The organism is Actinomyces sp. ZJ308, assembly GCF_011752065.1.
In the GTDB taxonomy this organism is placed as follows: domain Bacteria; phylum Actinomycetota; class Actinomycetes; order Actinomycetales; family Actinomycetaceae; genus Actinomyces.
In genome coordinates this window covers 23503-50429 of sequence record NZ_JAAIJY010000009.1, presented here as the reverse complement: position 1 = coordinate 50429, position 26927 = coordinate 23503, and the positions used below count along the sequence as shown (strand labels likewise).

The window sequence follows — 26927 nt, the reverse complement described above, 5'->3', positions numbered from 1 at the left end:
TGATGACGTCTACTCCTGCGGTCCCTTGCGCGTGGAGCCGTAGATGTCCGCGATGACGTCGGCGTGGGCCTCCATGACCGGACCGCGCTTGACCTTCAGCGACGGGGTGAGCAGGCCGTTGGCCTCGGTGAAGTCGGTGGTCAGCACCCGGAAGGTGCGGATCGACTCGGCCCGTGAGACCGCGCGGTTCGTGCGCGCCACGGCCCGGTCCAGGGCGGCGAGCACCTGCGGGTGGGTGGAGGCCTCGACGACGTCCATGGCCGGCAGCCCGTGGTTGCGCAGCCACTGGGGAAGCATCTCCTTGTCCAGCGTGATGAGCGCGGCGATGAAGGGCTCCCCGTCCCCGACGACGAGCACCTGGCTGATGAGCGGGTGGCCGCGCAGCCGGTCCTCGAGCTGGGTGGGGGCGACGTTCTTGCCGCCGGCGGTGACGATGAGCTCCTTCTTGCGTCCGGTGATGCGCAGGTAGCCGTCGTCGTCGAGGGCCCCGATGTCGCCGGTGCGGAACCAGCCGTCGGCGGTGAAGGACTCGGCGGTGGCCTCGGGGTTGTTGTGGTAGGTGGAGAACACGCCCAGGCCCCGGACCTGGATCTCGTCGTCCTCGCCGATGCGGATCTCGTTGCCGCACACGGGAGGGCCGACGGTGCCGATCTTGTTGAGCCAGTCGGCGTTGACGCTGACCGGGCCGATCGTCTCGGTCAGGCCGTACCCCTCCAGGATGACCAGCCCCAGGCCGCGGTAGAAGTGGCCCAGGCGCTGTCCCAGCGGGCCTCCGCCGGAGATGATGAACCGGGCGTTGGGTCCCATGAGGGCGCGGATCCTGCGGAAGACCAGACGATCGGCCACCGCGTGGGCCCGCCGCAGACGGCGGGACGGGCCCTCGGGGGTGTCCAGGGCGCGGGAGTAGGCGATGGCGACCTTGGCGGCCCAGCGGAACAGCTTGAGCCTCGCCCCGCCGCCGGCCTTGGCGTCGGCGGCGTTGTAGATCTTCTCCAGGACACGGGGCACGGCCAGGACGTAGGAGGGGGCGAAGGACTGCAGGTCCGGCAGGAGCGTCTTGACGTCGGGGGTGTGTCCCAGCACGCCCTCCCCGGCCAGGGACAGCAGCTGGAGGCAGCGGGCGTAGACGTGGGCCAGCGGCAGGAACAGCAGCAGGCGCACGTTGCCGCCCCACAGGACTCCGGGCAGGTAGCGCACCCCGTGGTAGGGGATGCCGACGGCGTTGCGGTGAGTGAGCTCCACGCCCTTGGGGCGGCCGGTCGTGCCGGAGGTGTAGATGATGGAGTAGACGTCGTCGATCCCCAGGGCGTTGGAGCGCTGGTCGACCTGGGAGGGGCTGACGCCCGAGCCGGCCTGGATGACTGTGGTGATGGCGTCGGAGTCCAGTGCGAGGACCTCCACCGCGTGCCCGACGCCGGCGACGGCGCCGCGCACGAGCTCGGCCAGCGTGCCGGACTCGGTGAAGACCAGGCGCACGTCGGAGTCGGTGACGATCCACTCGACCTGCTCGGCCGAGCTCGTCTCGTAGATGGGCACCGAGACCAGACCCGCACGGGCGATGGCCATGTCCAGCAGGAACCAGTCGTAGGAGGTGTGGGCCATGATGCCGACGGCGCTGCCGGCCTGAAGCCCCATGCCGATGAGACCCGCGGCCACGTGGGCCACCTCCTCGCCGAAGACTCGGGCGGAGACCTCCTGCCAGTCGCCTGAGACTGAGGACTTACGGGCCACGAGCGGCTTGTCTCCGCTGCGGGCGATGCGGTCGGCGAGCAGCCACGGAACCGACCAGTGCGCCTCCGGCTGGAAGGGGATCCCGGTGCCGGAGACCCCGTCGGTCATGTGGCCGGGGTAGCGCGGTGGCCTGGTGCTGGTGCCATGGGGCGAGGAGGGCTGAGAGGTCACGCCCTCATTGTGTCAGGCGGCTCGAGAGGGGGCGCTCCGTTGAGGTGAGAGAACGAGGGGGTGCCTGTGGAGGTTTTCACAGGCGGCGCCGGGTGGTCTCGTGGAGATCACAGGGAATCGGCGTCGGGCCCGCCGCGGCGAGGATGAGCCTGCTTCCCGGTGGACCGGAGAAAACGAATGCGAAACGGTTTGACCGTTCGGTTACGGATGTGTAACGTGGGTCTCATGCCCTAGTCGACGCGCGTCGACGATGTGGGTCCTTCCGGAACGGAGCCGTTGGGCTTCGACGCAGTTTCAAGGAGGAAACACGCATGACACCCCTACCCCGTCGTCAGTTCATCCAGGGCTCGGCCCTGGCGGCGGCGCTGGCCTCCATCGCGGCCTGCTCCACCTCCAGCGGGAACGACGACGGCCCCGTCACCTTTGAAGGCACCGGACCGATCACCTGGGTCCAGGGCAAGGACAACTCGGCCGGCAAGGTCCAGGCCAGGATCGATGAGTGGAACAAGGCGAACCCCGGTGAGGAGGTCAAGCTCATCGAGCTCTCCGCCGAGGCCGATCAGCAGCGCACCGCCTTCGTCAACGCCGCCCGAATCAACTCCAACGCCTACGACGTCATCTCACTGGACAACGTCTGGGTCTCCGAGTTCGCCGCCAACCGGTGGGTCGTCGAGCTGCCCGAGGACGAGCTGAGGAACGACGACATCCTCGAGCCCGTGTGGAAGACGGGCCTCTACAAGGACAAGCTCTTCGCGGTCCCCTTCGTCACCGACGCCCCGATGATGTTCTACCGCAAGGACTTCCTGGCCGAGGCCGGCGTTGAGGTTCCCACGACCTGGGACGGGGTCAAGGCCGCCATCGACGCGGTGCGGGCCCTGCCCGGTCACGAGAGCATCGGCGGCTTCGGCGGGCAGTTCGCCAAGTACGAGGGACTGACCTGCTGCGCCTCGGAGTTCATCCACACCGCCGGCGGCGGCTTCTACGACTCCGACAACCAGGTGATCGTGGACTCCGCCGAGTCGGTCGCCGGTCTGCAGTGGCTCATCGACGGCTTCTCCCAGGGCTACATCCCCAAGGAGTCCCTGGAGTGGAAGGAGGAGGACGGCCGTAACGCCTTCGAGAAGGGCGACCTGCTCTTCTACCGCCAGTGGCCCTACCAGTACGCCAACAACAAGGACTCCCTGGGCACGGAGAAGTTCGACGTCGCCGCCCTGCCGAGCATCGACGGCAAGGACTTCGTCCCCACCCTGGGCGGACACAACTGCGCCATCACCCAGGGATCGAAGAACAAGGCCACCGCGCTGAGGTTCGTCAAGTGGTGGATCAGCGAGGAGTCCCAGCGCTACCAGCTGCAGACCCAGACGCTCGCCCCGATTCTCGGGGCCCTCTACGACGACCCCGAGCTCCTCAAGGACTTCCCCTACCTGCCGATCCTCAAGCAGAGCCTTGAGCACGCCAAGAGCCGTCCCCAGGCCGTCTACTACGGCGACGTCACCGCGAAGATCCAGGACAACATCTACCCCGCGATCCAGCAGCCGGGAAGCCGCTCCTCCCAGGACGTCATCACAGCCCTGAGCAACGACCTGAAGAAGCTGGAGGGCTGACCCCAGCAACGGCTGCTGCCGCGGGCAGCGCCTCTGAGACAAACCGGTCATGTCAACAAGGACAGTCAAAAGGACGGTCAAAGGACACTCATGAGTACAACGACGCACTCCGAACAAGTCGTCAACCGCCAGTCCAAGAGCTCCAAGGCGCAGGCCCGTCTGGCCTGGCTGCTCATCTCGCCGACGGTGCTGGTGCTGACCATCGTCATTCTCATCCCCATCGCCCAGTCCCTCTATCAGTCGCTCTTCGGGCGGCCCCGCCTGCAGGACGACGGCTTCTTCTCCACCACCGAGCCCTTCGTGGGCCTGAAGAACTACACCGACATCTTCTCCAGCGCGGGGGAGAGGTTCTGGGTCGCCTTCTACAACACGACTCTCTTCGGCGTGGTCACCGTGGTCCTGGAGACGATCCTCGGCGTGGCCATGGCGCTCATCATGCACAAGGCCATGAAGGGGCGCGGCATCGTGCGCGCCTCCATCCTCGTGCCCTGGGCGATCCCCACCGCGGTCTCCGCGATCCTGTGGGGCTGGATCTTCAACCAGAACGGTGTCGCCAACGCGATCCTGGGCCAGCACGTCATGTGGGCCTCGGGGGACCTGAGCGCCAAGGCGGCCATCATCATCGCCGACGTGTGGAAGACGGCCCCCTACATCGGGCTGCTCACCCTGGCCGGGCTCCAGCTCATCCCCGACGAGGTCTACGAGGCGGCCAAGATCGACGGCGCGAGCGCCTGGAAGCGCTTCACCTCCATCACGCTGCCGCTGGTCAAGCCCGCGCTCGTGGTGGCCGTGGTCTTCCGCGCCCTGGACGCCCTGCGCATGTTCGATCTGCCCTACATCCTCATCGGCCCCAGGAAGGGCAGCGTGGAGACCCTCTCGATGCTCGTCCAGGACGAGAGCTCCAACTCCCGCTACGGCAGCGCCGCGGCCTACGCCCTCATCCTGTTCCTCTACGTCTTCGTCTTCGCCGTCGCCTTCCTGAAGATCACCAACACCGACCTCAGCGGCAACGATGAGGCTCGGCGCAAGCGCAATGAGCGCAAGCTGCCGGTCAGTGCCTTCTTCAAGCGCTCCGGCTCCTCCACCCCGGCCTCCCAGACGGCTACTGAAAGGAGCCAGCAGGCATGAGCACCTCCACCGCCGCACCGGTCAACAGGACCAAGAGGGACTGGGGAAGCGTCTTCTCCACCGTCGGTATCGTCCTCATCGTCATCTACTGCCTGGCGCCCTTCTACTGGATGCTGGTCTCCTCGCTGCGCCCCGACAGCGAGATCTTCGAGAACAGCTGGTGGCCCCGCAACCCCTCGCTGGAGAACTACAAGGCGGTCTTCTCCTCGAAGAACGACTTCGCCAACGGCCTCATCAACTCCCTCATCGTCTCCATCGTCGTGACGATCGTGGCGCTGGCCGTGGCCACCTTCACCGCCTATGCCCTGGCCCGCCTCGACTTCCGCGGCAAGGGCCTGCTGATGCTCCTCATCATCGCCACCTCGATGTTCCCGCTCGTGGCCATCATCGTGCCGCTGCTGAAGAACTTCGCCGCCTGGGGCTGGACGGACACCTACCAGGCGATGATCATCCCGGACCTGTCCTTCTCGCTGCCACTGGCCGTGTGGAACCTGACGAGCTTCTTCCGGCAGATGCCCCAGGAGCTCGAGCAGTCCGCCATGGTCGATGGGTGCACTCCCGGTCAGGCCTTCCGCAAGGTCATCCTCCCGCTGGCCGCGCCGGGCATCTTCACCACCGCCATCATCATCTTCATCGGCGCCTGGAACGAGTTCCTCGTGGCCGTCACGATGATCATCAACCCCTCGATGCAGCCCGCCACCGTGCTGCTGTCGAAGTTCACCGGTGACTCCCAGTTCAACACGCCCTTCGGCTCCCAGATGGCCGCCGGTGTCATCATGACGCTGCCGCTGGTCCTCATGGTGCTCTTCTTCCAGCGCCGCATCGTGGCGGGACTGGCCGCCGGTGGCCTCAAGCAGTAGTGCCAGGGCCTTCTGAACCCGGTTCGCTGTAGGGTTCGCAACGCACATCTCAGCGTCTCTCCGCGGGGCGGCAGCGCCGCGCCGCCGCCCCGCGGGGAACGTCTGAGGCGCGCCGCTCATCGCCTACCGTCCCCTCTGATTCTCCGTTCCGTAGCTCACACCCCGCCGCAGCGCCGCGGCCCGACCAGGACCACCCGCCCATGACCTCGACCAGCTCCCGCTCCCAGAGCCTTACGCCGCGTACAGACACCGACGCCTGGTGGCGCGACGCCGTCATCTACCAGATCTATCCTCGATCCTTCGCCGACGCCAACGGCGACGGGATCGGCGACATCCAGGGAGTGCGGGAGCACGTCGACCACCTGGCCGCACTCGGCGTCGACGCCGTGTGGCTCTCGCCCTTCTACCCCTCGCCCCAGGTCGACGCCGGCTACGACGTCTCCGACTACTTCGACCTGGCCCCCGAGTACGGGAGCCTGGAGGACCTCGACGCCCTCATCACCGACCTCCACGAGGCCGGCATCCGCGTGGTCATCGACCTGGTCCCCAACCACTCCTCCGACCAGCACGAGTGGTTCCGCGCCGCCCTGGACGCAGGTCCTGGTTCCCCCGAGCGCGACCGCTACATCTTCCGTCACAGCGACGATGGCGCCCCGAACAACTGGGGCTCGCTCTTCGGCGGCCCGGCCTGGCAACCGGTGGAGCCGATCACCGGCCGCAGTGAGGACCGCGACTGGTACTACCTCCACCTGTTCGCCGCCGAGCAGCCCGACTTCAACTGGTCCAACGAGGACGTCCACGAGCACTTCCGAGCCTTCCTGCGCTTCTGGGTGGAGCGCGGCATCGACGGGTTCCGCGTGGACGTCGCCCACGGCCTGGTCAAGGCCGAGGGGCTGCCCGACGACGATCTCGGCCCCGACCGGTGGAACGTCGTCGGCCTGGAGGGCGAGGACGGGGCCGCCTCTCGCGAGAAGCTGCCCGACGTCGGGCCCGCCTTCAACCAGCCCGGGGTCCACGACATCTACCGCGAGTGGCGCCGTGTCCTGGACGAGGTCGGGCAGGACATCCTCATGGTCGCCGAGGCCTGGGTGCCCACCGAGGCGGAGGCCGCCCTGTACGTGCGCGCCGACGAGATGAGCCAGGCCTTCAACTTCCCCTTCCTCATCGCCGGCTGGGACGCCGCCGAGCTTCGCCGCGTCATCGACGTCTCCCTGAAGGAGTACGGCGCCGTCGGGGCCCCGGCAACCTGGGTGCTGTCCAACCACGACGTCGTGCGTCACGCCTCCCGTCTGTCCTATCCCGCGGACATGGATACCGACTCCGGGATCGGCCCGAGGGACCCCCAACCCGATGCCGAGCTCGGCCTGGCCCGGGCGCGTGCCGCGACGCTGTTCATGCTGGGCCTGCCCGGCAGCGCCTACCTCTACCAGGGCGAGGAGCTGGGCCTGCCCGAGCACACCACCATGGAGGACGAGGCCCGCCAGGACCCCCTGTGGGAGCGCACCAACCACCTCGTGCCGGGCCGCGACGGCTGCAGGGTCCCCCTGCCGTGGAGCCGCGACGGGGCCTCGTACGGCTACAGCACCACCGGCCGCACCTGGCTGCCCCAGCCCGAGGGGTGGGGCGAGTACTCGCCCGAGGCCCAGGACGGACGTGAGGACTCCACCCTGGACCTGTACCGGCGGGCCATCGCCCTGCGCCGTGATCGCCGGCTCGGACGCGGGGCGGTGGAGTGGCTCGCCGCCGAGCCCGGCGTCCTGCTCCTGCGCAACGGGAGCACCGGCGTCGCCCTCAACACCACCGAGCACCCGGTGAGGCTTGAGGGCGTCGGAGCCTCCATCATCACCTCCTGGCACCCGGCGGACCAGGACGGGGCGGAGGCCGGAGACGCCGGGGGCGTCGTCGTACCGCCCAATGGAGCCTGCTGGCTGGAACTACCCGCAGGGGGACCCGATGGCGGCGACCCGCGCTGACGTGGCCAGAGCGGCCGGGGTGTCGCCCTCGACCGTCACCTACGTCCTGTCCGGTCAGCGCTCGACGCGCTCCAGCACCCGGGAGCGGGTCATGCGGGCCGTGCGGGACCTCGACTACCACCCCAACACCGCCGCCCGCTCACTGGCCTCGCCGGTGCTGCGCACCGTGGGGGTCCTGTTCCGGCGCCAGCGCCCCACCATCGACGCCAACGACCTCGACTACGTCGACGGCGTCCGTCGGGCCCTGGAGCCCAGCGGGATCCAGGTCGTCATCCCGGCCATGAAGTCCTCGGCGCCGCTGATCGAGCTGCGCTCGCTCGTGCGCTCCGGATCCCTGGGCGGGGTCGTCCTCATGGACGTGGCCCAGGGTGATGAGCGCGAGCAGATGCTCCTTCAGGAGAAGATCCCCACCGTCCTCATCGGTTCCTCGGGTCGCAGCGATGGGGCCCCGGGCATCGACACCGACTTCGCGCAGATGGCGCGCGCCGCCGTCGAGCACCTGGCCGGGCTCGGGCACCGGCGCGTCGTCGCGCTCATGCGGGAGACGGCTCATGACGACTCCCACGCGCGCCAGGATCAGGCCTGCGAGCTCCTGCGGGCGGCCGGCGACCTCGGGCTGGATGTCCTCGTGCGCCAGGTGCCGGAGCTGGCACTGGCCGGCGGCGACGTCGTGGGCGCTGATGGCCTCCTGGGCGGACGCACGGCCGTCGTCTCCAACAACCCGGCCGCCCTGGTGGGGCTCGCCTGCGCGGCGAAGGCCCACGGGCTGTCCATTCCCGCCGACCTGTCGGTGCTCACCCTCGGGGTCACGGAGTACCGCGGACGACAGGGGGAGGCCTTCAGTGAGATGAGCGTGGACCGTGAGGCGATGGGGGCCGCGGCGGGCTCCGCGCTGCTGGCTCGGCTGAGGGGCGAACCCGATCCGGGTGAGCACCGTACGCTCATGTCCGCGGTGCTGAGCGACCGCGGCTCCACGGCTCGGTGCCGGGACCGGCGGCTGCGACGGAACGGCCCGGCTGGGCCCGCAGTGTGCCAGACTCGGAGGCGAGCCGGTGCCGTTGAGGGGTGAGGTGTCATGGCGCCGAACACAGGCCGTGTTGTCAACACTCTCATTGGTCTCCTGACCGTGGCCGTGGTCGGCCTCAGCGTCGTCCCGTGGCTGGTACCCAGGATCCAGGAGGCGGTGCGGGACAAGCCCGACTCCGACCTCGTCCTGGCGGCGGTCAAGGAGCATCAGGCGGTGCTGGACGCCGAGTGGACCGATACCGAGGCCACCACCGGGGCCTCGCCACCCATGCGGACCGAGGAGACCATTCGTGACGGGCGCGAGCAGCTGACCCAGGACGGCATCCCGGTGACCTCCGCGATGAGCAGGGTCCGGCGTATCAGGGCCACCTTCCAGGATGACGGCAGCGTCCATGTGACAGCCGAGGTCTCCACGTCCAAGACCTACGCAGACGGTTCCGGCACGACCAGCGTGGAGACGGACCGTCACAGCCTCGTCCTCACCGGGAACGACGCCCGTGGGTACGCGGTGGTAAGCGATGAGGTCGTCGATCCGGCGCGTCCCAGTCCTCCCGATGACATCCGGCACCGCGCGGATCTCATGGCTCTGGGGGTGAGCATCGTGTTCGCCTTCATCGCCGTCGGCGGGATGGTGCTGTCCTGGCGGGGTCGAGCCCACTCGCCTCGTTCCCTGTCATGGTTCTCGTTCGGCGGCACCTTCGCACTGGCGGTGGGCCTCGTCTGGATGTACACGGTCGGCAACGCCCGCATCCAGGACGACTACAGGGACGGCACGCTGAGCTGCAACGGGGAGCGTCTCGCCTCGCTCGACTCCAGGCTCAGCCTCTTCTTCTCCCATGACTGCGTGGTGCAGAGCCGGATCGACGTGCTCGCCGCGCTGCTGACCGCCGTCATCATCGTCCTCATCGAGTACCGGATCCTCCTGGGCCTGCGCCTACGAGCGCTGCGATCCGTCGTCAGCCCCTCGATTTCAACAAAAAATTCATAGACGACACGGCTCCGTGTCGTCTATGAATTTTTTGTTGAAATACAGCCGATGCGGTCGCCGGAGTGCTTAGAGGTTCACTTCTTCCTGGCCGGCTTGGCCGGGGCCTCGCCGAGCTCGGCGGCGGTGACGCTCACCGGCGCCGCTCCCTCGGCGTCGGCGTCCGCGGCCTGGGCGGCCTGCTCCACGGTGAAGGGACCGGTGACCTTCGCGGCCTCGGTCAGGTCCGCGCGCACCGCTTCGACGGCCTCGGCGTACTCGGGGCGGTCGGCGGCAACGGCCAGCGTCACCGAGAGGATCGGCGTCTTCTGGCTCGTCTTGGCCTCCGACTTCACCTTGCGCAGCGCGGCCAGGGCGGTTCCGGCTCGGGCGACCAGCTCGGCGTCGGCCCCGGCGGCGGCCTCACGCAGGCCGGTGGACTGCGGCCAGGCGGCCCGGTGCACCGAGCCGGTGCGGTACCAGCTCCACACCTCCTCGGTGGCGAAGGGCAGGAAGGGGGCCAGCAGGCGCACGAAGGTGTCCACCGCGATCGCCAGCGTCGCCCGCGCCGAGCGCACGGCCGCTGCGTCGTGGGAGCCGTCGAAGTCGTTGGCCCGGTCCTTGACCAGCTCGATGTAGTCGTCGCAGAAGGTCCAGAAGAAGGACTCGGTGACCTCCAGGGCGCGGGCGTGCCCGAACTCCTCGAAGGCGGCCGTGGCGACATCGACGACGTCGGCCAGCGCGGCCAGGACCGCGCGGTCGATCGGCTCGCTGACCACCGAGGCGTCCAGGCAGGGCGCGGGCGCCGCGGCCACGGTGGCCTCGTCGGCATCCCACGGGATCCCCATGGACAGGGCGAACTTGGAGGCGTTGAGCACCTTGATGGCCAGGCGCCGACCGATCTTGATCTGGGTCTCCTCGAAGGCCGCGTCCAGGCCCAGGCGGGCCGAGCTGGCCCAGTAGCGCACGGCGTCGGAGCCGTACTGCTCCAGCAGCCCCATGGGGGTGACGACGTTGCCCTTCGACTTGGACATCTTCTTGTGGTCGGAGTCCAGGATCCAGCCCGACAGGCCGGCATTCGTCCACGGCAGCGCCGCGAACTCCAGGTCGGCGCGCACCACCGAGGTGAACAGCCAGGTGCGGATGATGTCCTGGCCCTGGGGGCGCAGGTCCATCGGGTAGACCCGGCCGAAGAGGTCCTCATCGGTCAGCCAGCCCGAGGCCAGCTGGGGAGAGAGGGAGGATGTGGCCCAGGTGTCCATGATGTCGAGCTCGCCGACGAAGCCGCCGGGCTCACCGCGCTGGTCCTCGGCGTAGCCGGCCGGGACGTCGGAGGAGGGGTCCACCGGCAGCTCGGACTCGGCCGGGGTCAGGACCGCGTCGTAATCGACCTCGCCGTCGGCCCCGACCTTGTACCACAGCGGGAAGGGGACGCCGAAGAAGCGCTGACGCGAGACCAGCCAGTCGTTGTTGAGGCCCCGCACCCAGTTCTCGTAGCGCACGCGCATGAAGTCGGGGTGGAAGTCCAGCTGGCGGCCGCGCTCCAGCAGCTCGTGGCGCAGGTCGGTGCCGGAGGCCGGGTTGATCCACTCCTTGCCGCCGTTGCGGATGTACCACTGGCGGGAGGTGACGATCTCCAGGGGCTTGTCGCCCTTCTCGAAGAAGTTCGTCTGACGCACCGTCTTGGTCGGCTCGCCGCGCATCTCGCCGGTCTGCGCCAGGCGGGCCACCAGGGCCTCGCGGGCGGAGAAGGCGGTCTTGCCGGCCATGGCCGCGTACATCTCGCGGCCGGCCTCGGAGGTGATCCACTCGGGCGTCTCGGTCTCGATGCGGCCGTCCTTGCGCAGGATCGCGCGCAGCGGCAGCTGCAGGTCGCGCCACCAGTCGATGTCGGTGGTGTCGCCGAAGGTGCAGCACATGGCGATGCCGGCGCCCTTGTCCTTCTCCGCGGCCGGGTGCGCCAGGACCGGAACCTCGACGCCGAAGACGGGGGAGGAGACCGTGGTGCCGAACAGGGGCTGGTAGCGCTCGTCATCGGGGTGGGCCACCAGGGCCACGCAGGCGGCCAGCAGCTCGGGGCGGGTGGTCTCGATGCACACGTCGACGCCGTTCTCCACCGGGGCGCCGGCGGCCTCGGCCTTCGCGGCGGCGGCCTCATCCACGATGTGGAAGGCCAGGCGGTGGTAGAAGCCGGGGTACTCGCGCGACTCCAGCTCGGCCTGGGCCACCGCTGTCTGGAAGGTGACGTCCCACAGGCCGGGGGCCGCCGCCTGGTAGGCCTCGCCTCGCTCGAGGTTGTGCAGGAAGGCGGTCTGTGCCACCTTGCGGGCCCGCTCACCGATCGTCTGGTAGGTGTGCGACCAGTCCACGCTCAGGCCCAGGCGGCGCCACAGCGCCTCGAACTGCTTCTCGTCCTCGACCGTGAGCCGCTCGCACAGCTCGACGAAGTTGCGACGCGAGACCGGAACCTGGTCGCGGGCCTTGATCGACTTGCCCTCGCCGCCGGTGTGCGGCGGGGTGAAGTCCGGGTCGTAGGGAAGGGAGGGGTCGCAGCGCACCCCGAAGTAGTTCTGGACTCGGCGCTCGGTGGGCAGGCCGTTGTCGTCCCAGCCCATGGGGTAGAACACCGCCTTGCCGCGCATGCGCTGGAAGCGGGCCACGGTGTCGGTGTGGGTGTAGGAGAAGACGTGCCCCACGTGCAGGGAGCCGGAGACCGTCGGCGGCGGGGTGTCGATGGAGAAGACCTCCGCGCGCTCGGCGCTGCGGTCGAAGGCGTAGGTCCCCTCGGCCTCCCAGCGCTCGCCCCAGGCGGTCTCCAGGCCGTCGGTCGACACCTTGGCAGGCACCCGCGGGCTGTGCGGCTCGGGGGGCAGCAGACGGCTGGACGATGACTGGGCAGAGGCGTGGCTCGTGGGGGTCTCAGACATGGGGCTGATTCTGTCACGGCGCGGCCGCGGGCCTCGACACGGCCCGGTGTGAGGTCCGTGGACGTCGTCGTGGACGTCCTCGTAGATGTTGTTGTAGATGTCGTTGCAGATGCTGTCGCGAATGCCGTCGGCGCCCTCCTGTGTCACAGGCGTGAATCCGGGTTACGAAACGAGAACGGATTGGTACGCTTGTACCAGTAGGGGTCGAGGAGGACCCGCACCGGTGCCGGCCGGAGGTGAACCGGAGTCGAGGAGGATGCGCATGGACGAGGAGCCGGTGGAGCACATGGAGCACAGGGACCCGGCAGGAGGGACGCCGTCGGACGTCACGGACCGTCTGCGTGAGCTCGCCGAGCAGGCGGGCGTGCTCAGCCGCAAGAACACCCACCTGGCCAACGCCCTGCGGGCGGCGCGCCAGGAGCTGGCCGCGCTGCACGAGGACGTCAAGGCCCTCCAGCTCCCGCCCCTGGCGCACGCCACCGTCCTGGCCGTGGACGCCACCGCGCGCACCGCCGACGTCTCCATCGCCGGGCGGCGCCACCGGGTGGGCGTGGGGCCCGCGGTGGTGGCCTCGTCCCTGCATCCGGGCGACGACGTCGTCCTCAACGAGCACCTCGTCATCACCGCCACCAGCCCCTCGCCGCGCTTCGGCGAGGTCGTCACCGTCAAGGAGACCTACGACGACGCCACCGTCCTGGTCCTGGCCCGCCACGACGAGGAGCAGGTCCTCAGCCTCTCGGAGACTCTGACCGACCGCCGCCCCCGGGTGGGCGACGCGCTTGTGGCCGACCTGTCCGTGCGCATGGCGCTGCGCCCGGTCGTGCGCTCCGAGGTCGAGGAGCTCGTCCTGGAGGAGGTGCCCGACGTCGGGTACGAGGACATCGGGGGACTGGGGGAGCAGATCGAGCTCATCCGCGACGCCGTCGAGCTGCCGTTCCTGCACCCCGACCTCTACCGGGAGCATCGCCTCACCCCGCCGCGCGGCGTGCTGCTCTACGGCCCGCCCGGCTGCGGCAAGACCCTCATCGCCAAGGCCGTCGCCGCCTCCCTGGGGGCGGGCGGGCGCGGCGAGGCCTACTTCCTCAACATCAAGGGGCCCCAGCTGCTGGACAAGTACGTCGGCGAGACCGAGCGGCGCATCCGCGTCATCTTCGCCCGCGCCCGGGAGAAGGCGGCCACCGGGGTGCCCGTCGTCGTCTTCTTCGACGAGATGGACTCCCTGTTCCGCACCCGCGGGTCCGGACGGTCCTCGGACGTGGAGACCACCGTGGTCCCGCAGATGCTCGCCGAGATCGACGGCGTCGACGAGCTGGACAACGTCGTGGTCATCGGGGCCACCAACCGCGAGGACATGATCGACCCGGCGATCCTGCGGCCGGGCCGCCTCGACGTCAAGATCCGCATCGGCCGGCCGGACAGGCGCGGGGCCGGTGAGATCCTGGCGACCTACCTGACGCCCGACCTCCCGATCAGCGAGGAGCTCCTGGACGCCCACGGCGGAGCGCAGGGGGCGGTGGATGCCCTCATCGGCCAGGTGGTCGAGGCCCTCTACACCCGCCGTCGCGCCACCGAGATGGTCGAGCTCACCCGCTCCGACGGGCAGGTCGAGATCCTCCACGTCGCCGACCTCGTCAGCGGCGCCATGCTCGCCAACATCGTCGACCGGGCCAAGAAGGCGGCGGTCAAGGACCTGGTCACCAGTGGGCGGCGCGGCCTGACGACTGAGCACCTGCACCGCGCCGTCATCGAGGAGATCGTCGAGAACGAGGGCCTGCCCGCCACCGTCCACCCCGACGACTGGGCCCGCGTCAGCGGGCGGCGCGGGGCCCCGGTCGTCTCCATGGCCGTGCTCCAGCGCTCCCGGGAGGAGTGAGAATGACTGCATCGGCGGCATCGACGATTCCCCAGCGCGCCCCCGGCCGCGAGATGACGGTCATGGGACTGGAGACCGAGTACGGGATCCTCGGCGCCGAGCCCGAGGACGTCGTGGCCGCCTGCCTGGAGGCCGAGCGCGAGCAGGGGCGCAGCGACGGCGTGCGCTGGGACTACTCGGGTGAGTACCCCCTGCGAGACGCCCGCGGCTTCGAGGTGGACCGCTCGGCGGTCGACCCCTCCATGCTCACCGACGTCCCCGGAGCCGGCTCCCTCGAGGGGCCCGTCCCCGGGCGCCTGCGCACCACCGCCGTAGTGCGCCTGACCGCTCAGGAGGAGGCCTGGCAGCGCGGCACCGCCACCTGCCTGCCCGCCGGTGGGCGCCTTTACGTGGACCACGGGCACCCCGAGTACGCGATCCCCGAGTGCACCGGGGCCGCGCAGGCCGTGCTGGCAGACCGGGCCGGGGACCTCCTGGTGGCCAGGGGAGCGGACCTGCTGCGCCGCCGCGGCGTGGCGGCCCGGCTGTTCAAGAACAACGTCGACGGCAAGGGAGCCACCTACGGCACGCACGAGAACTACCTCGTGCCCCGGTCCCTCGACTTCGACGACCTCGTCGGGGCTCTCGTGCCCCTGCTCGTGGCCCGCCCGCTCCTGGTGGGCTCCGGGCGCGTCGGCACCGGCGCCGTCGCCCAGAACGCCGACTTCCAGATCAGCCAGAGGGCCGACTACCTGGAGAAGATCGTGGGCCTGGGCACCACGGTGGACCGCCCCCTGGTCAACACCCGCGACGAGCCCCACGCCGACCCCGAGCGCTGGCGGCGCCTCCACCTGGTGGCCGGGGACGCCAACTGCTTCGACACCATGACCTGGCTCAAGCTCGGCATGACCTCCCTGGTCCTCCAGGTCCTGGCCGACGGCGTCCCCGACACCTGGCGCCGCCTGCGCCTGGCCGACCCGGTCGCCCAGGCCCGGGACGTCTCCCGCGACACCCGCCTGGAAGGAGCGCTCCAACTCTCCGACGGGCGGCGCATGAGCGCCCTGGAGATCCTGGAGCACTACCTCGATGCGGTGCGCACCCACCTGGGGGACCAGGGGCGCCGCGCGCCGGCGCCGGCGGGCGATCCGCTCCACCCGGATCTGCTCGCCCTGGCCGACGGCCGCGACACCGACGGAGCCGAGACCGGCGCGATCCTCGCCCTCTGGGAGGCCTCCCTGCGCGAGCTCGAGACCCTGCGCGCCGCAGGCGGCGAGAGCGGAGAGTCAGGAGGACCCGCCGGGCACCTGGAGTGGGTCGCCAAGAAGCAGCTCCTGGACGCCACCGCCCGCCGCCACCCCGGTGAACGCGGACGTGACGTCCTGCGCGCCGTCGACCTGGCCTGGTCCGAGCTGTCCCCGGCAGGGCGCGGCCTGGCCGAGCGGGTGCCGGCCGGTGCCGCGGCGAGAGGCGGGCTCGACGACCAGGCGGTTGCGGCGGCCCTCGGCGAGCCTCCCGCCACCACGCGGGCCTGGCTGCGCGGCAGGCTCGTGGGAGCCTTCCCCGGCCAGGTCGTCGCCGCCGGCTGGCACTCCATGGTCCTGGAGACCGGTGAGAAGGACCAGCGCCGCCTGCCCCTGACCGACCCCCTGGCCTTCACCCGCACCACCACGTCATCGGCCATCGAGGGCGCCGCCGACGTCGTCGAGGTCCTCGCCCGCCTCACGGGCGAGCACCCTGACCGCCCCGGGATAGCCGGTCGCCCCCGGACCGCACCATCACCCCGCAAGGAGAGCATCCATGAGTGAGTTCGCCCAGCCGTCCCGCAGCCGCCAGGACGACCCCGCCCCCGACGACGACCCGACCCCCGCCCCCGCCGGACCGGCCCGAGGCCAGGGCCTGGACTCCGTCCTGGACATGATCGACGACGTCCTGGCCGTCGACGCCCAGGAGTTCGTGCGCGGCTTCGTCCAGAAGGGCGGCCAGTGAGCACCTGTGCCCCCGGGCCGCGCGTCACCGGTCTGGAGACCGAGTTCGGCGTCCTGTGCGCCTCCGCGGGGCCGCAGGCCGCGACGGAAGACCTGCCGGACGTCGAGCAGGCGGCGGCGCTCATCTTCCGCCACCGGCCCGCCGGCTACCGCAGCACCAACCTCTTCCTGCCCAACGGCGGACGCCTCTACCTCGACATCGGTGCCCACCCCGAGTACGCCACCGCCGAGTGCGTGCGCGTGCGCGACCTCGTCGCCCAGGACCAGGCCGGCCGCGCTATCCTCGCCGCCATGGCCGAGCGCGCCGCCGCGAGCCTCGCCCGGCAGGAGGGGGAGGAGGACCGGGGCGGTGCGGCCCGCCTCCACCTCCTGGCCAACAACACCGACTCGGCCGGCCACACCTACGGCTGCCATGAGAGCTACTCCGTGCCCCGCCACCTGCTTGATCGCCCCGATGTCGCCAGTGGTGGGGACGGTGAGCTCACCATGGCGGTGCTCACCTCCTTCCTGGCCACCCGCCCGGTCCTGGTCGGCTCCGGGCGCCCGCTGGGAGCCGGTACCGCCGGCGCAGGCGCGGACGGCTCGGGAGCGCAGGACGAGGAGACCGCCTGGGGCCTGTCGCCGCGCGCCCCCCACCTTCAGGCCCTGACCTCGGCCGACACCACCGGCCAGCGCGCCCTGGTCAACACCCGCGACGAGCCCCACGCCGATCCCACCCGCCTGCGCCGACTGCACGTCACCTGCGCCGACACCACCATGGCCGAGCCGACCACGGGGCTGCGCAGCGCCGTGACCCTCCTGCTCCTGGACGCCCTCGAGGCCGGCCGGGACTTCAGCGACCTCGTCCTGACCGACCCACTGGCCACGCTGTCCGCGCTGGGGGAGAGCCCCTGGGGCGAGGTCTCCGCCGTCACCGCCGACGGCCGCCGGCTGAGCGCCGTCGACCTCCAGGAGTCCTTCCTGGAGCGGTTGATCTCCTACCTGGACGACGTCGGAGTGCCGGAGCCCCTCCGCGGCGCCGAGCACCTGCTGACCGACCTGGCGCCCCGAGTCATCGCCGCGCTGCGCGACCATGACGCCGGGTCCATCGACACCGAGATCGACTGGGCCATCAAACGCCGCCTCATGCGCGCCCAGCGCGAGCGCCACCCCGGGCTCACGGGGGAGGCGCTTCGGGTCCTGCGCTCGCGGATCGACCTGGCCTACCACGACCTCAACGCCGAGACCGGGCTCGCCCCGCGCCTGACCGCGCAGGGGGCCATGACGCGCCTGTGCGAACCGGAGGAGGTCGAGCGCGCCCGCCGCACGCCCCCGGCGACGCGCGCCGCCCTGCGCGGAGCCTTCGTGGAGGCCTGCCTGGAGGCGGGAGCCGACTTCTCGGTGACCTGGGAGAGTCTGCGCCTGGACTCGCCGCCCACCGCGCCGGTGGACCTGCCCGACCCCCTGGCGACGGTCCATGAGGCCGCCCAGCGCCTGACCGAGCGGGTGAAGCGCCTGCACCCCGAGGAGATGCACCGCATCGACCTCGTGGGACGAGGCGGCCTGGGAGCCCCGGGCTAGCTCCCGCCGGGCGCTGCCCCACCTTCGTCACTGCCAACCTACCACCAGGTTTCCCCGTCTTTTCAACGGATAGTTCTGAGCATCCGGCGACCGGTCCGTGCCCGTCAGGCCCTTGCGGGAACCACCGGGAAGGAGTAGACACTTAGGTGTGCCTCACCAAAGCCGATGAGGCGTTGACGGGAAGGAGCCGCTATGGCCAGCACAGCCAGTTCAGCCAGGACAGCAGCGACCGCCGCGGCGGGCCGCGGCGGCGCCCGGGCCGTGGGCATCACCGCTCCGCGTAACCTCATCAACGTGGGGGTCTTCACCGCCCTGTACTTCATCGCCCTGTTCGGCTCCGGGATCCTCGGGGCGATCCACCCGCTCATGATCTTCATCGGCGGGATCCTCGGCGTCGTCGTGGAGGCGATCATCTGCATGCTCTACGTGGCCCGCACCCGGGCCTTCGGCGCTTACACGATCCTGGGGCTCATCATCGGCATCCTCATGGTCGTCACCGGGCACGCCTGGGTGACGCCGCTGGTCGCCTCCGGCCTGGGCCTCGTCGCCGACGCCATCACCCGCGCCGGCGGATACACCAGGACCACCACCAACGCGCTGGGGTTCGCCGCCTTCTCCCTGTGGGTCATCAGTCCGATCCTGCCGGTGATCTGGGCCTCGGACGCCTACTTCGCCCACATCCGCGAGTCCATGGGGGACAAATACGCCACTGACCTCCAGTCACTGATCAGCCCGATGTTCCTGGTGGGGTGGATGCTCATCATCGCGCTCATCGCCTACGCCAGCGCCCTGCTGGGAATGAGGGTGCTGCGCAAGCACTTCGAGCGCGCGGGCGTCGCCTGAGCATGCGGCGCACGCAGGCCCAGGCAGCCGGCTCGGTGACGCCGGCGGAGCCCGCCCGGCAGCCGCGCACGCTCCTCGGTGCCCTGTTCGGAGGCAAGACCCGGCCGCGGGCTCATGCCGCCTGCCGTGTCCACGCCGATCCGCGCAGCAAGATCATCCTGCTGCTGGTGTGCAACGTGCTGGTCATGGGGGTGGCCTCAAGCCTGCTCGTCGGACTCATCGCGGTCCTGGTGGGCGTGCTCATCGCGCTGGATGAGCCGGTACGGGTCCTTGTCAGCTACGCCCTCATCACCGCGGTGTTCTGGGGGCTCACCCAGCTGCCGCAGTGGTGGCCCACCGGCCTCGCGGTGCTTCTCGGGGTGTCGGCCTACTGGCTGCTGCGCTTCGCCATCTCGCTGTCGCTGGGCGCCTGGTTCGTCACCACCACCCGCGTCAGCACCCTGCTGCCGGCCCTCAACCAGCTGCGCGCACCGCGGTTCCTCACCATCCCGCTGGCCGTCCTCTTCCGGTTCGTGCCGGCCGCCCTCGACGAGGCCAGGGGCGTCATCGAGGCCATGCGGCTGCGGGGCTACAGCGGCTCCTATGTGTGGCGCCACCCGCTGGACGGCATCGAGAAGCTCGTCGTCCCCGTCCTGGCCGCCTCGGCCCGCAGCGCCGACGATCTCTCGGCCGCTGCCCTCATCCGGGGCCTGGGCAGTGGCGGCCGCCCCACCGTCGTCGACCGCCTGCGCTTCGCTCCGGCCGACGCCGTGCTCCTGGTGCTCAGCGGCGGCCTGGTCGCCCTGGCGCTCCATCCCGCCTGGGGGAGGTGACAGTGTTCCCTCCGTCGCCTGCCAGTGGATCCCACCCGCGTCTGCGCGGCGTCTCCTACGCCTATCCCACCGGCCAGCAGGTACTCGACGACGTCGACCTCGACATCGCCCCCGGCGGCCTCACCCTCGTGTGCGGTGCCTCGGGATCGGGCAAGTCCACCGTCCTGCGGCTGCTCAACGGCCTCATCCCGCACTTCCATGACGGTGATCTCACCGGCCAGGTCCTCATCGGCGACGAGGAGGTCCGCGCCGTCCCGATCGAGCGGTCCGGCCTGCGCACCGCCACCGTCTTCCAGAACCCCGCCACCCAGTTCTTCACGACCACGGTGGCCGACGAGCTCGCCTTCGCCCCCCAGAACTATCAGGTTCCGGCGCAGGAGATCCGACGACGTCGAACCGATGCCCTGGAGGAGCTGGGCGTCGCCGACCTGGCCGACCGGGACCTGCGCGGCCTGTCCGGCGGGCAGGCCCAGAAGGTCGCCTGCGCCCAGGCCCTGGCCCAGCAGACCCCCGTCATCCTCCTGGACGAGCCCACCTCCAACCTGGACCCGCACGCGATCGACGACGTGCGCGCCGCCATCGAACGGCTCAAGCGGTCCGGTCGGACCCTTGTGGTGGCCGAGCACCGCATCTACTTCCTGCGCGGCCTCGTCGACCAGGCCGTCATCATGGGGCGGGGGCGCGTGCTGCACCGGATGTCGGGCGAGGAGCTGTGGCGGATCGGGGAGGATCGCCGCAAGGAACTGGGCCTGCGCACCCTGGAGCGGCCCCGTCTCGACACGACTCCTGCGCCCGTCGCCGCCCTGGCCGGGTATGCGGGTGCTCAGGCCGCCGACGACGCGGGCGACAGTGTCGTGCACCGCTCGCGAGCGGCCAGTCGCACCCTCCGGATCGAGTGCGACGAGAGCCCCGGAGGGGCGGGCAGGAGCGGGCTGCTCATTGAGAACCTCAGGGTCGAGCGAGGCGGCCACCTCATCCTGGACATCCCCGAGCTCTTCTTCCCGGCCGGCGCCGTCACCGGGGTCATGGGGTCCAACGGCATCGGCAAGACGACCCTGGCGCGGGCCGTCTGCCGCCTGCAACGCGCCCGGCGAGGCGCACGCGTCACCCTGGACGGCAGGGAGCTCGCCGCCGGCCAGGCCTTCCTCGTCATGCAGGACGTCCACCGCCAGCTCTTCACCGAGTCGGTCTCCCAGGAGGCCGGCCTCGCCCAGCTCGAGCGCCTCGACCTGGACGGCCTGGCCGAGCGCCACCCGCTCTCGCTCAGCGGTGGGCAGAAGCAGCGCCTCGTCATCGCCACCGCCATCGACCAGGACGCTCGGGTCCTCATCCTCGACGAGCCCACCTCCGGCGTCGATCACCGTCACCTCGTCGCCATCGCAGCCGAGCTGAGAGACCTGGCGCGCGAGGGCCGCGTCGTCATCGTCATCAGCCACGACATCGAGTTCCTCAACGAGTGCGCCGACCACGTCGTCGAGATCACGCATAATCTGAACACAAGTCAATAATGATAATGATTTGCAAAAATGGTGATATTGGAGTAGACGTGCGGTTGTCTCGAAGACGCGCCTGAGGCGACTCGCCCCAGGTGCTCCGGCACGACATCGGACACTCACTCATCACAATCCGCGAGTCCGCGACAACCCCCGAAGGAGAAACTATGGATACCGCCAGCCCCGCACCGGCAGCGACTGAGCCGGAAAGGCCCGCCGTGCGCACCTCATCGCGCTCGGGCCTGGCCGACTCCACCCTGGGAACCCGCAACCTCATGACGATCGCGGCGCTGGCAGTGGTCTCGATGATCCTCCTGGTGCCGTTGAACTACGTGGCGCCCGGAGCCGGCGCCGCCCCGAACGGCGTCCTCGTCGGCTGCTCCATGATGGGCCTGTGGGTCATCCCCTTCCTGCTGCCCGCCACTATCGTGCGCCGCCCCGGCGCCGTCGTCATCGGCGCTCTCCTCATGGGCATCATGAGTGTCTTCACCACTCCGACCGGCCCCGCGGCCATTGTCGGCACCCTCATCGGTGGGCTCTTCATCGAGGTGCCCCTGGCGCTCCTGCTGTACCGCAAGTGGACCTGGTGGTCCTTCCTGATCTCAGCGGCCGTCTTCGGTCTGCTCAACGGCTCGATGTACCTCTCCCTTCTCAAGGCGACGGTCGGTGCCTCCTTCACCGGGGCGGTCATCGTGGTCTCGCTCGTCTCAGCGCTGGCCGGTGGCGGGGTCGCCATCGTCCTGACCCGGTTGCTCAACCGCGCCGGCGTCGGCATCGACCACCGCACGAGCGGCCGTGCCTGAGGCCGTGCCCTCGGCGCCCCGGACGGAGGGGTGCCCGCAGGAGCGGGCGGAACCGGCGCTGGTGAGGGTCGAGAACCTCTCCGTCCACTACCTCGGGCGCGAGAGCTGGGTCCTGGAGTCGGTCGACCTGACCCATCTGCGCGGCCAGGTCACCGCCGTCATCGGCCCGTCGGGCTGCGGCAAGACCACGCTGGTGCGCGCCCTGTGCGGCCTCGTCCCGCACTGCCTGCCCTCGGAGTACGCCGGCAGCCTGAACCTGGCCGGCACCGAGGTCGCCGACGCCACCGTCCAGTCCCTCGCCGAGACCGTCGCCTACGTCGGCCAGAGCCCCGATGCCGCCGTCGTCACCCGCACCGTCCATGATGATGTCGCCTTCCCCCTGCAGAACATGTGCCTGCCCCGGACCGAGATCACCTCGCGGGTGGAGGAGGCCCTGCGCGCGGTGGGGCTCATCGAGCGCATCTGGGACGACCCGTGGACCCTCTCAGGCGGACAGCGTCAGCGCCTCGCCGTCGCCGTCGCCCTGGCCATGCGTCCGCAGCTCCTCGTCCTCGACGAGCCGACAAGCACCATCGACACCACCGGCCGTGAGGAGTTCTACGCACTCATCTCCTCGCTGACGGCCTCCGGGACGGCGGTCGTCGTCATCGACCACGACCTCGACCCGGTGCTGCCCATCGTCAACCAGGTCCTCGCCCTCGACGCCGCCGGAGGCACCATCGCCGTGGGCTCCCCGCGCGACGTCTTCACCGGGCACCGCAGCGAGCTGACCGACGCCGGAGTGTGGATGCCCCGGGCCCTGCGCGACCTCGACGATGCCCCCCTCGCCGGCTCCTCCGGGCCACAGGCACCACTGACCTGCGCCGACGCCGGCATCCGGGTGCCGCGACTCACCGATCTGTGTGCGGACGTCCAGGTGCGCTACCTGGAGAAGCAGAGGTGGGGCGCTGGTGAGAGGTGGGAGGAGGTCGAGGTCATCGACACCCGTGACGCGCTCGCGGGTTGCGCTCGGCCGGAGTCCGGAACCAGTGTCGAGCTGGTCGACCTCGAGGTTCCGGGACGCTCGCCCCGCGTCTCCATGCGGCTGGGCGGCGGAGAGCTCGTGGCGCTGGTCGGGCCCAACGGCGCGGGCAAGTCCTCGATCCTGTCCGCCCTGGCCGGACTCGTGCGCTCCACCGCGACCAGAGCGGTGGTCGGCGGCCGAGAGGTGGGAAAGGGCAGGCACCTGGTCGGCTACGTCTTCCAGAACCCCGAGCACCAGTTCGTGGCCACCACTGTGGGGGCCGAGCTCGCGGTCGGGGGGACGGCGCCGGCGAGGGTCGACCAGCTCCTCGAGCAGTTCCACCTCACCTCTCACCGTGACCACCACCCCCTGACCCTCTCGGGCGGTCAGGCCCGCAGGCTCTCCGTGGCCACCATGGTCAGCGAGGAGCGCGACGTCGTCGTGCTGGACGAGCCCACCTACGGGCAGGACTGGGACAACACTCGTGAGCTCATGGGCTTCATCGACCGGCTGAGAGACCAGGGGCGCACGGTCATCATGGCCACTCATGACCTGGAGCTCGCCCTGAGGCACTGCACCCACCTCATCGCTCTGCCGCAGCCGGCGCCGCTAGCCGGAAGAGGGTCGGCTCCCGCCGAGGAGGCCGCTGCTGCCGACGGCGCAGGCGAGACGGCGATGGCTGCGGCAACCGGGGTGGCGGCTCCATCCCCCGTACCTCTCGACCCGGTAGCGGTGCCGCCCCGACCCCGGCCGCGGCGAGGTCTGTTCACCTCACTCAATCCCTTCACCCTCTTCGTGTCGGTCCTGCCCGTCATGGTGATGGTCTTCGCTCTGCGCAACCATCACCTCAACCTCGGCGTCCTGTTGACCTCCTCGATCCTCGTCCTCGCCGCACGCGCCTCCCTGCGGCGCACCATCACCTCGGTGATCGCCCCCTGGGCGGTGAGCGCGCTCATGATCTGGATCTTCAGCGCAGGACACCGCCAGGAGACCGCGGCGCGCCTCTACGACCTGGGTGATGCGGTAACGGGAGGTACCGGTATCGGCGCACTCGTCGCTCTCGTCCTCGTCTCCGGAGTCTCCACCGACCCCGACGCCCTCATCCGGACCCTGACCACCACCTTCCGCATGCCCTATCGCCTCGGGGCGGCGGGTACCGCGGCCATCGCCTTCATCACCCGCTTCCACAACGACTTCGTGCTCCTGCGCACCGCCAGGGCGCTGCGTGGGGTCGGCAGCCGCTGGGGGCTGCTCGCACCCGTGGCCCGGTGGGTCGGGTCGATCCTGCCTCTGATGATCCTGGCCATCCAGCACGCCGAGCGCGTCGCCCTGTCCATGGACTCGCGCGCCTTCGGCGCCCACCGGCGGCGCACCGAGATGACCGATGAACCATGGAGGGTGCGCGACTGGGGCGTCGTCGTGCTCACCTGGGCGCTGGTCGCCATCACCTGGCACGCGGTCTCGTGACGGAAACGTCGTGACGCACGACGGGCGAGTCCACATTTTTACGACAGGGTGAAGTCAAAGCGGAGGATATCTCCGCCGTGGGTGGATGCGTCTGAGGTGGAGAGCCGTCCATCGCCGAAGGTGCGGTTCCATCGCACGAAAACCCTGTCATAGCAGCGATGAGAGCGATGAAGATGGCCGCTGCGCACCGCGGTGTCGAGTGTTGGCGAGAGGCCTCTTCTCGTCTGTGACGATCAGTGCTCCCTGTGTCCAAGGGGGCTTGTGGTCTATTGACACGGAACCGTAACTAAGGTAAAGTATACCTAACTAAAGAAACAGTATATTTGCAGGGTGCGTAGCCGGGACGTCCCTTCGGTGTCATGCGCATCCGTGAGCTCGGCTACCGATCTGTGGGGAGGCGTCTTGTCGCAAGCTGCTAGCGGGCACCGCATCGGGGTCATCGGCTCGCACGGAGCCGTTGGGCGGATGCTGGTCGAGCTCCTGCGCCGCTCGGGGTGCGAGGTCGTCTGCGCGAACAGGACCAGAAGGACTCCGGATGAGGGGTCCTTCCTCGTCGACGCCCGGAATGCGGCAGGCGTGCGCGAGTTCGCTCAAGGGTGCGGCGTGGTCGTGAACTGCGCGGGCCCCTCGTACATCATCAGGGACAGCGTCGCCGGCGCGTTGCCCTCGGGCACGATCTATGTCGATCCCTTCGGGGGCAGCGTCTTCAACGACTACGACGGGCAGTGCGCCTGCGTCATCAATGCGGGGTGCACTCCCGGGCTGAGCGGACTCCTGGCGCGCTACGTCGCGAGGCGGCTGGACAGATGCGTGTCGGTGACCGTGTGCAGCGGGGGCCGGGAGCAAGGGGGCGTGGCGGGATTCGCCGACGTCATCCTCAGTACGCGCGACGGGTACGGCTACCCCGGCCAGATGCTGGTCGACGGAGCCCCCTGCCCGTACGTCAAGCGCGACGGGGAGGAGGCGGACATGGACTCCTTCCCGTCGGACGCCGAGGCCGTCCATTCGCCCTTCGTGACCGACGAGCTGCGCAACGTGGCGTCCGCCCACGGCATCCCGATGCTGACCGGAATGCTGGTGATTCCCGATCGTGATTCGCTCCATCTGCTCCTCAAGGCCATGACAAGCAGCCACACGGACGATCCTGATGAGCTGATGAGGATGTTCTCCCGGATTGATGGCAGCAAGTCGAGGCTGGATGCAGGCAGGGAGAACTGGTTCGCCCTGCAGGTGAGCGCGCGAGGATACGTGGGGAACTCGTTTCGGCGAGTCGGAGTCACGGTGCGCGCTCAGGACAGTAGTGAGCTGTCGTCAATCATCCTGGCCGAGGTCGTATTTCGTTGTCTCGATATCGACCAGCTGCGAGGTGTGCACTGGGGGTGCGAGTTCCTGGACCCGAATTCGGTCATCGGATCCCTGGAATCGTCCGGGGTCACGATTGAGCACGCGACTGCGCACCACGCGACTGAGACTCGTCCCGATAACGAGCTCGTGGAGTCCGGATTCGTGTGACTTGGATCGTCGTCGTAGAAACAGCATGACGTCCAACGTGAGGACTGGGCCCCGGTCGCGATGCCGGGGGCGGTACTCCGAATCCATCAGGAAGGTGCTCGATATGGACAGGTTGCGGGCGGTCGTGTGCGGCGCCACCTTCGGTCGTCTCTACGTTGCGGGGCTTCGGCTCCGACCCCTGAGCTACGAGCTGGTCGGCATGCTCTCCCGGGGCAGCGAGCAGTCCCGCGATGTCGCCAGGAGTCAGGGAGTGCCCCTGTGCACGGACATCGAGGACCTCCCCGATCACGACGTGTCCTTCGTCGTGGTCAGATCGGGGGTCATGGGCGGGCAGGGGACGGGCTTGGCCCAACGGTTCCTGGCCGCAGGAAAGCACGTGGTCACGGAGCATCCCGTTCACAGGTCCGATGCGGTGAGCTGCTACCGAGAAGCGGCCAGAAGCGGGCGGGCGTTCATCGTCAACAGCTTCTACCGTCACAGCTCCACGATCAAGACCTTCCTCAAGATGGCGGAGGCGCTGCGTATCCGGTACGGAATCATTCATGTCCAGGCCGAGTGCAGCATTCACTTTCTTTACTCCATGATAGACATCGTCGGGCGAGTCGCCGGCGGGTTCACGCCGTGGAGCCTTGATCTCCGAGGGGCCGAGTCCGAGGTGTTCACGACCGTGCTCGCCTCGTTCAGGAACGTTCCCGTCAGTTTTCGCGTGGTCAACAGAATGAACCCCACGAGCCCCGACGACTTCGCTCACGCAGGTCACAGAGTCACTGTCTTCACCTCGGCCGGGACTCTTGTGCTTACTGAGACGGACGGGAGGATCCTCTGGCATCCGAACATCGTCAGCCCTCGTAGCGCGCAAGGCGTTCTGGATGTCGATGCCGACGAGCGGCTGAGCTCGGCGGTGCTCCACGAGGAGCTGACCGTCGAGGCGGACGTGACGCGTCGCAGCCTGTTCGAGTTGGTGTGGCCCAGCGCGGTGGCGGAGTTTCTCGATGACGCCCTGCGTCAGATCAACCACCCGACCGAGCGCGCTCATGAGGCCGAGTACACCTTGGCTCTTTGCTCCGTGTGGGCGCAGATGGGAGGCCTGCTGGGGTCCTCACAGGAGCTCGGCTCCCAGATGTCCCCCACCCACCTCTCCTTGGCCCGGCTCATGGAGTACGCCTCCGTCGGCGCCGGTGGGTAGCAGTGGCGGCAAATACGTCGTTCGCGG

General features: G+C 69.6%; 19 protein-coding genes. 17 read left to right on the top strand and 2 right to left on the bottom strand.

The features are described from left to right. Positions 1-9 precede the first annotated feature (9 nt). Complete coding sequence (locus tag HCR68_RS05790) at positions 10-1902, bottom strand: AMP-dependent synthetase/ligase (protein WP_167147424.1); 1893 nt, start codon at positions 1900-1902, stop codon at positions 10-12. Between the two features lie 311 nt (positions 1903-2213). Between HCR68_RS05790 and HCR68_RS05785 the strand changes: the two genes are divergently transcribed. The 6 genes from HCR68_RS05785 to HCR68_RS05760 all read left to right on the top strand — a co-directional run bounded on the left by HCR68_RS05785 (position 2214) and on the right by HCR68_RS05760 (position 9481). Beyond that, positions 2214-3506 (top strand): ABC transporter substrate-binding protein, encoded by a 1293-nt coding sequence (locus HCR68_RS05785; protein ID WP_167147421.1) that lies wholly within the window; start codon positions 2214-2216, stop codon positions 3504-3506. A 90-nt stretch (positions 3507-3596) separates the two neighbouring features. Next, a complete protein-coding gene (locus HCR68_RS05780; protein WP_167147418.1) occupies positions 3597-4634 on the top strand; it encodes a sugar ABC transporter permease in 1038 nt (345 codons plus the stop codon). Further along, complete coding sequence (locus tag HCR68_RS05775; RefSeq protein WP_167147415.1) at positions 4631-5494, top strand: carbohydrate ABC transporter permease; 864 nt, start codon at positions 4631-4633, stop codon at positions 5492-5494. Before HCR68_RS05780 ends, HCR68_RS05775 begins: the two co-directional genes overlap by 4 nt. Before the next feature lie 200 nt (positions 5495-5694). Further along, on the top strand, positions 5695-7467 hold the full coding sequence (locus HCR68_RS05770; RefSeq protein ID WP_167147412.1) for a glycoside hydrolase family 13 protein: 1773 nt from the start codon (positions 5695-5697) through the stop codon (positions 7465-7467). Further along, a complete protein-coding gene (locus HCR68_RS05765) occupies positions 7448-8536 on the top strand; it encodes a LacI family DNA-binding transcriptional regulator (protein WP_167147409.1) in 1089 nt (362 codons plus the stop codon). The genes HCR68_RS05770 and HCR68_RS05765 overlap by 20 nt, the downstream gene beginning before the upstream one ends. A gap of 6 nt (positions 8537-8542) precedes the next feature. Continuing rightward, entirely contained in the window at positions 8543-9481 is a 939-nt protein-coding gene (locus HCR68_RS05760; protein ID WP_167147406.1) for a hypothetical protein, read from the top strand. 74 nt (positions 9482-9555) lie between these two features. Here HCR68_RS05760 and valS read toward each other — a convergent pair whose 3' ends face one another. Next, entirely contained in the window at positions 9556-12384 is a 2829-nt protein-coding gene (valS, locus tag HCR68_RS05755) for a valine--tRNA ligase (RefSeq protein ID WP_167147403.1), read from the bottom strand. A gap of 262 nt (positions 12385-12646) precedes the next feature. Here valS and arc point away from each other — a divergent pair, with 262 nt between their 5' ends. From arc to HCR68_RS05700, 11 genes are all read left to right on the top strand, one after another. Continuing rightward, positions 12647-14257 carry a proteasome ATPase gene (arc, locus tag HCR68_RS05750; protein WP_167147400.1) on the top strand — a complete coding sequence of 537 codons (1611 nt, stop codon included), beginning with the start codon at positions 12647-12649 and terminating at the stop codon, positions 14255-14257. Positions 14258-14259: 2 nt separating this feature from the next. Then, positions 14260-16041, top strand: coding sequence for a proteasome accessory factor PafA2 family protein (locus tag HCR68_RS05745; protein WP_167147397.1), 1782 nt, complete (start codon positions 14260-14262; stop codon positions 16039-16041). Continuing rightward, positions 16034-16222, top strand: a complete 189-nt coding sequence (locus tag HCR68_RS05740; protein ID WP_003786115.1) for a ubiquitin-like protein Pup — start codon at positions 16034-16036, stop codon at positions 16220-16222. The genes HCR68_RS05745 and HCR68_RS05740 overlap by 8 nt, the downstream gene beginning before the upstream one ends. Beyond that, entirely contained in the window at positions 16219-17781 is a 1563-nt protein-coding gene (locus HCR68_RS05735) for a proteasome accessory factor PafA2 family protein (protein ID WP_167147394.1), read from the top strand. Before HCR68_RS05740 ends, HCR68_RS05735 begins: the two co-directional genes overlap by 4 nt. A 192-nt stretch (positions 17782-17973) precedes the next feature. Beyond that, positions 17974-18624, top strand: a complete 651-nt coding sequence (locus tag HCR68_RS05730; RefSeq protein ID WP_167147392.1) for an MptD family putative ECF transporter S component — start codon at positions 17974-17976, stop codon at positions 18622-18624. A gap of 2 nt (positions 18625-18626) precedes the next feature. After that, positions 18627-19436 carry an energy-coupling factor transporter transmembrane component T gene (locus HCR68_RS05725; protein WP_167147389.1) on the top strand — a complete coding sequence of 270 codons (810 nt, stop codon included), beginning with the start codon at positions 18627-18629 and terminating at the stop codon, positions 19434-19436. Beyond that, positions 19433-20944: an ABC transporter ATP-binding protein gene (locus tag HCR68_RS05720; protein ID WP_243858959.1), complete on the top strand. Its 1512-nt coding sequence runs from the start codon at positions 19433-19435 to the stop codon at positions 20942-20944. The genes HCR68_RS05725 and HCR68_RS05720 overlap by 4 nt, the downstream gene beginning before the upstream one ends. 152 nt (positions 20945-21096) lie before the next feature. Continuing rightward, positions 21097-21732, top strand: a complete 636-nt coding sequence (locus tag HCR68_RS05715) for an ECF transporter S component (RefSeq protein WP_167147386.1) — start codon at positions 21097-21099, stop codon at positions 21730-21732. 61 nt (positions 21733-21793) lie between these two features. Beyond that, entirely contained in the window at positions 21794-24202 is a 2409-nt protein-coding gene (locus HCR68_RS05710; protein WP_167147603.1) for an ATP-binding cassette domain-containing protein, read from the top strand. 402 nt (positions 24203-24604) lie between these two features. Beyond that, positions 24605-25714 (top strand): NAD-dependent epimerase/dehydratase family protein, encoded by a 1110-nt coding sequence (locus HCR68_RS05705; RefSeq protein WP_243858958.1) that lies wholly within the window; start codon positions 24605-24607, stop codon positions 25712-25714. Positions 25715-25739: 25 nt separating this feature from the next. Further along, positions 25740-26900, top strand: coding sequence for a Gfo/Idh/MocA family oxidoreductase (locus tag HCR68_RS05700; protein ID WP_243858957.1), 1161 nt, complete (start codon positions 25740-25742; stop codon positions 26898-26900). The last annotated feature ends 27 nt before the right edge of the window (positions 26901-26927 follow it).

Bases quoted from the DNA above. Each gene is read 5' to 3' on its own strand.
- HCR68_RS05765 (WP_167147409.1), top strand. From the start codon at position 7,448: ATGGCGGCGACCCGCGCTGACGTGGCCAGAGCGGCCGGGGTGTCGCCC.
- HCR68_RS05770 (WP_167147412.1), top strand. From the start codon at position 5,695: ATGACCTCGACCAGCTCCCGCTCCCAGAGCCTTACGCCGCGTACAGAC.
- HCR68_RS05745 (WP_167147397.1), top strand. From the start codon at position 14,260: ATGACTGCATCGGCGGCATCGACGATTCCCCAGCGCGCCCCCGGCCGC.
- HCR68_RS05760 (WP_167147406.1), top strand. From the start codon at position 8,543: ATGGCGCCGAACACAGGCCGTGTTGTCAACACTCTCATTGGTCTCCTG.
- HCR68_RS05700 (WP_243858957.1), top strand. From the start codon at position 25,740: ATGACGTCCAACGTGAGGACTGGGCCCCGGTCGCGATGCCGGGGGCGG.
- HCR68_RS05730 (WP_167147392.1), top strand. From the start codon at position 17,974: ATGGCCAGCACAGCCAGTTCAGCCAGGACAGCAGCGACCGCCGCGGCG.
- arc (WP_167147400.1), top strand. From the start codon at position 12,647: ATGGACGAGGAGCCGGTGGAGCACATGGAGCACAGGGACCCGGCAGGA.
- HCR68_RS05775 (WP_167147415.1), top strand. From the start codon at position 4,631: ATGAGCACCTCCACCGCCGCACCGGTCAACAGGACCAAGAGGGACTGG.
- valS (WP_167147403.1), bottom strand. From the start codon at position 12,384: ATGTCTGAGACCCCCACGAGCCACGCCTCTGCCCAGTCATCGTCCAGC.
- HCR68_RS05725 (WP_167147389.1), top strand. From the start codon at position 18,627: ATGCGGCGCACGCAGGCCCAGGCAGCCGGCTCGGTGACGCCGGCGGAG.
- HCR68_RS05715 (WP_167147386.1), top strand. From the start codon at position 21,097: ATGGATACCGCCAGCCCCGCACCGGCAGCGACTGAGCCGGAAAGGCCC.
- HCR68_RS05780 (WP_167147418.1), top strand. From the start codon at position 3,597: ATGAGTACAACGACGCACTCCGAACAAGTCGTCAACCGCCAGTCCAAG.
- HCR68_RS05740 (WP_003786115.1), top strand. From the start codon at position 16,034: ATGAGTGAGTTCGCCCAGCCGTCCCGCAGCCGCCAGGACGACCCCGCC.
- HCR68_RS05785 (WP_167147421.1), top strand. From the start codon at position 2,214: ATGACACCCCTACCCCGTCGTCAGTTCATCCAGGGCTCGGCCCTGGCG.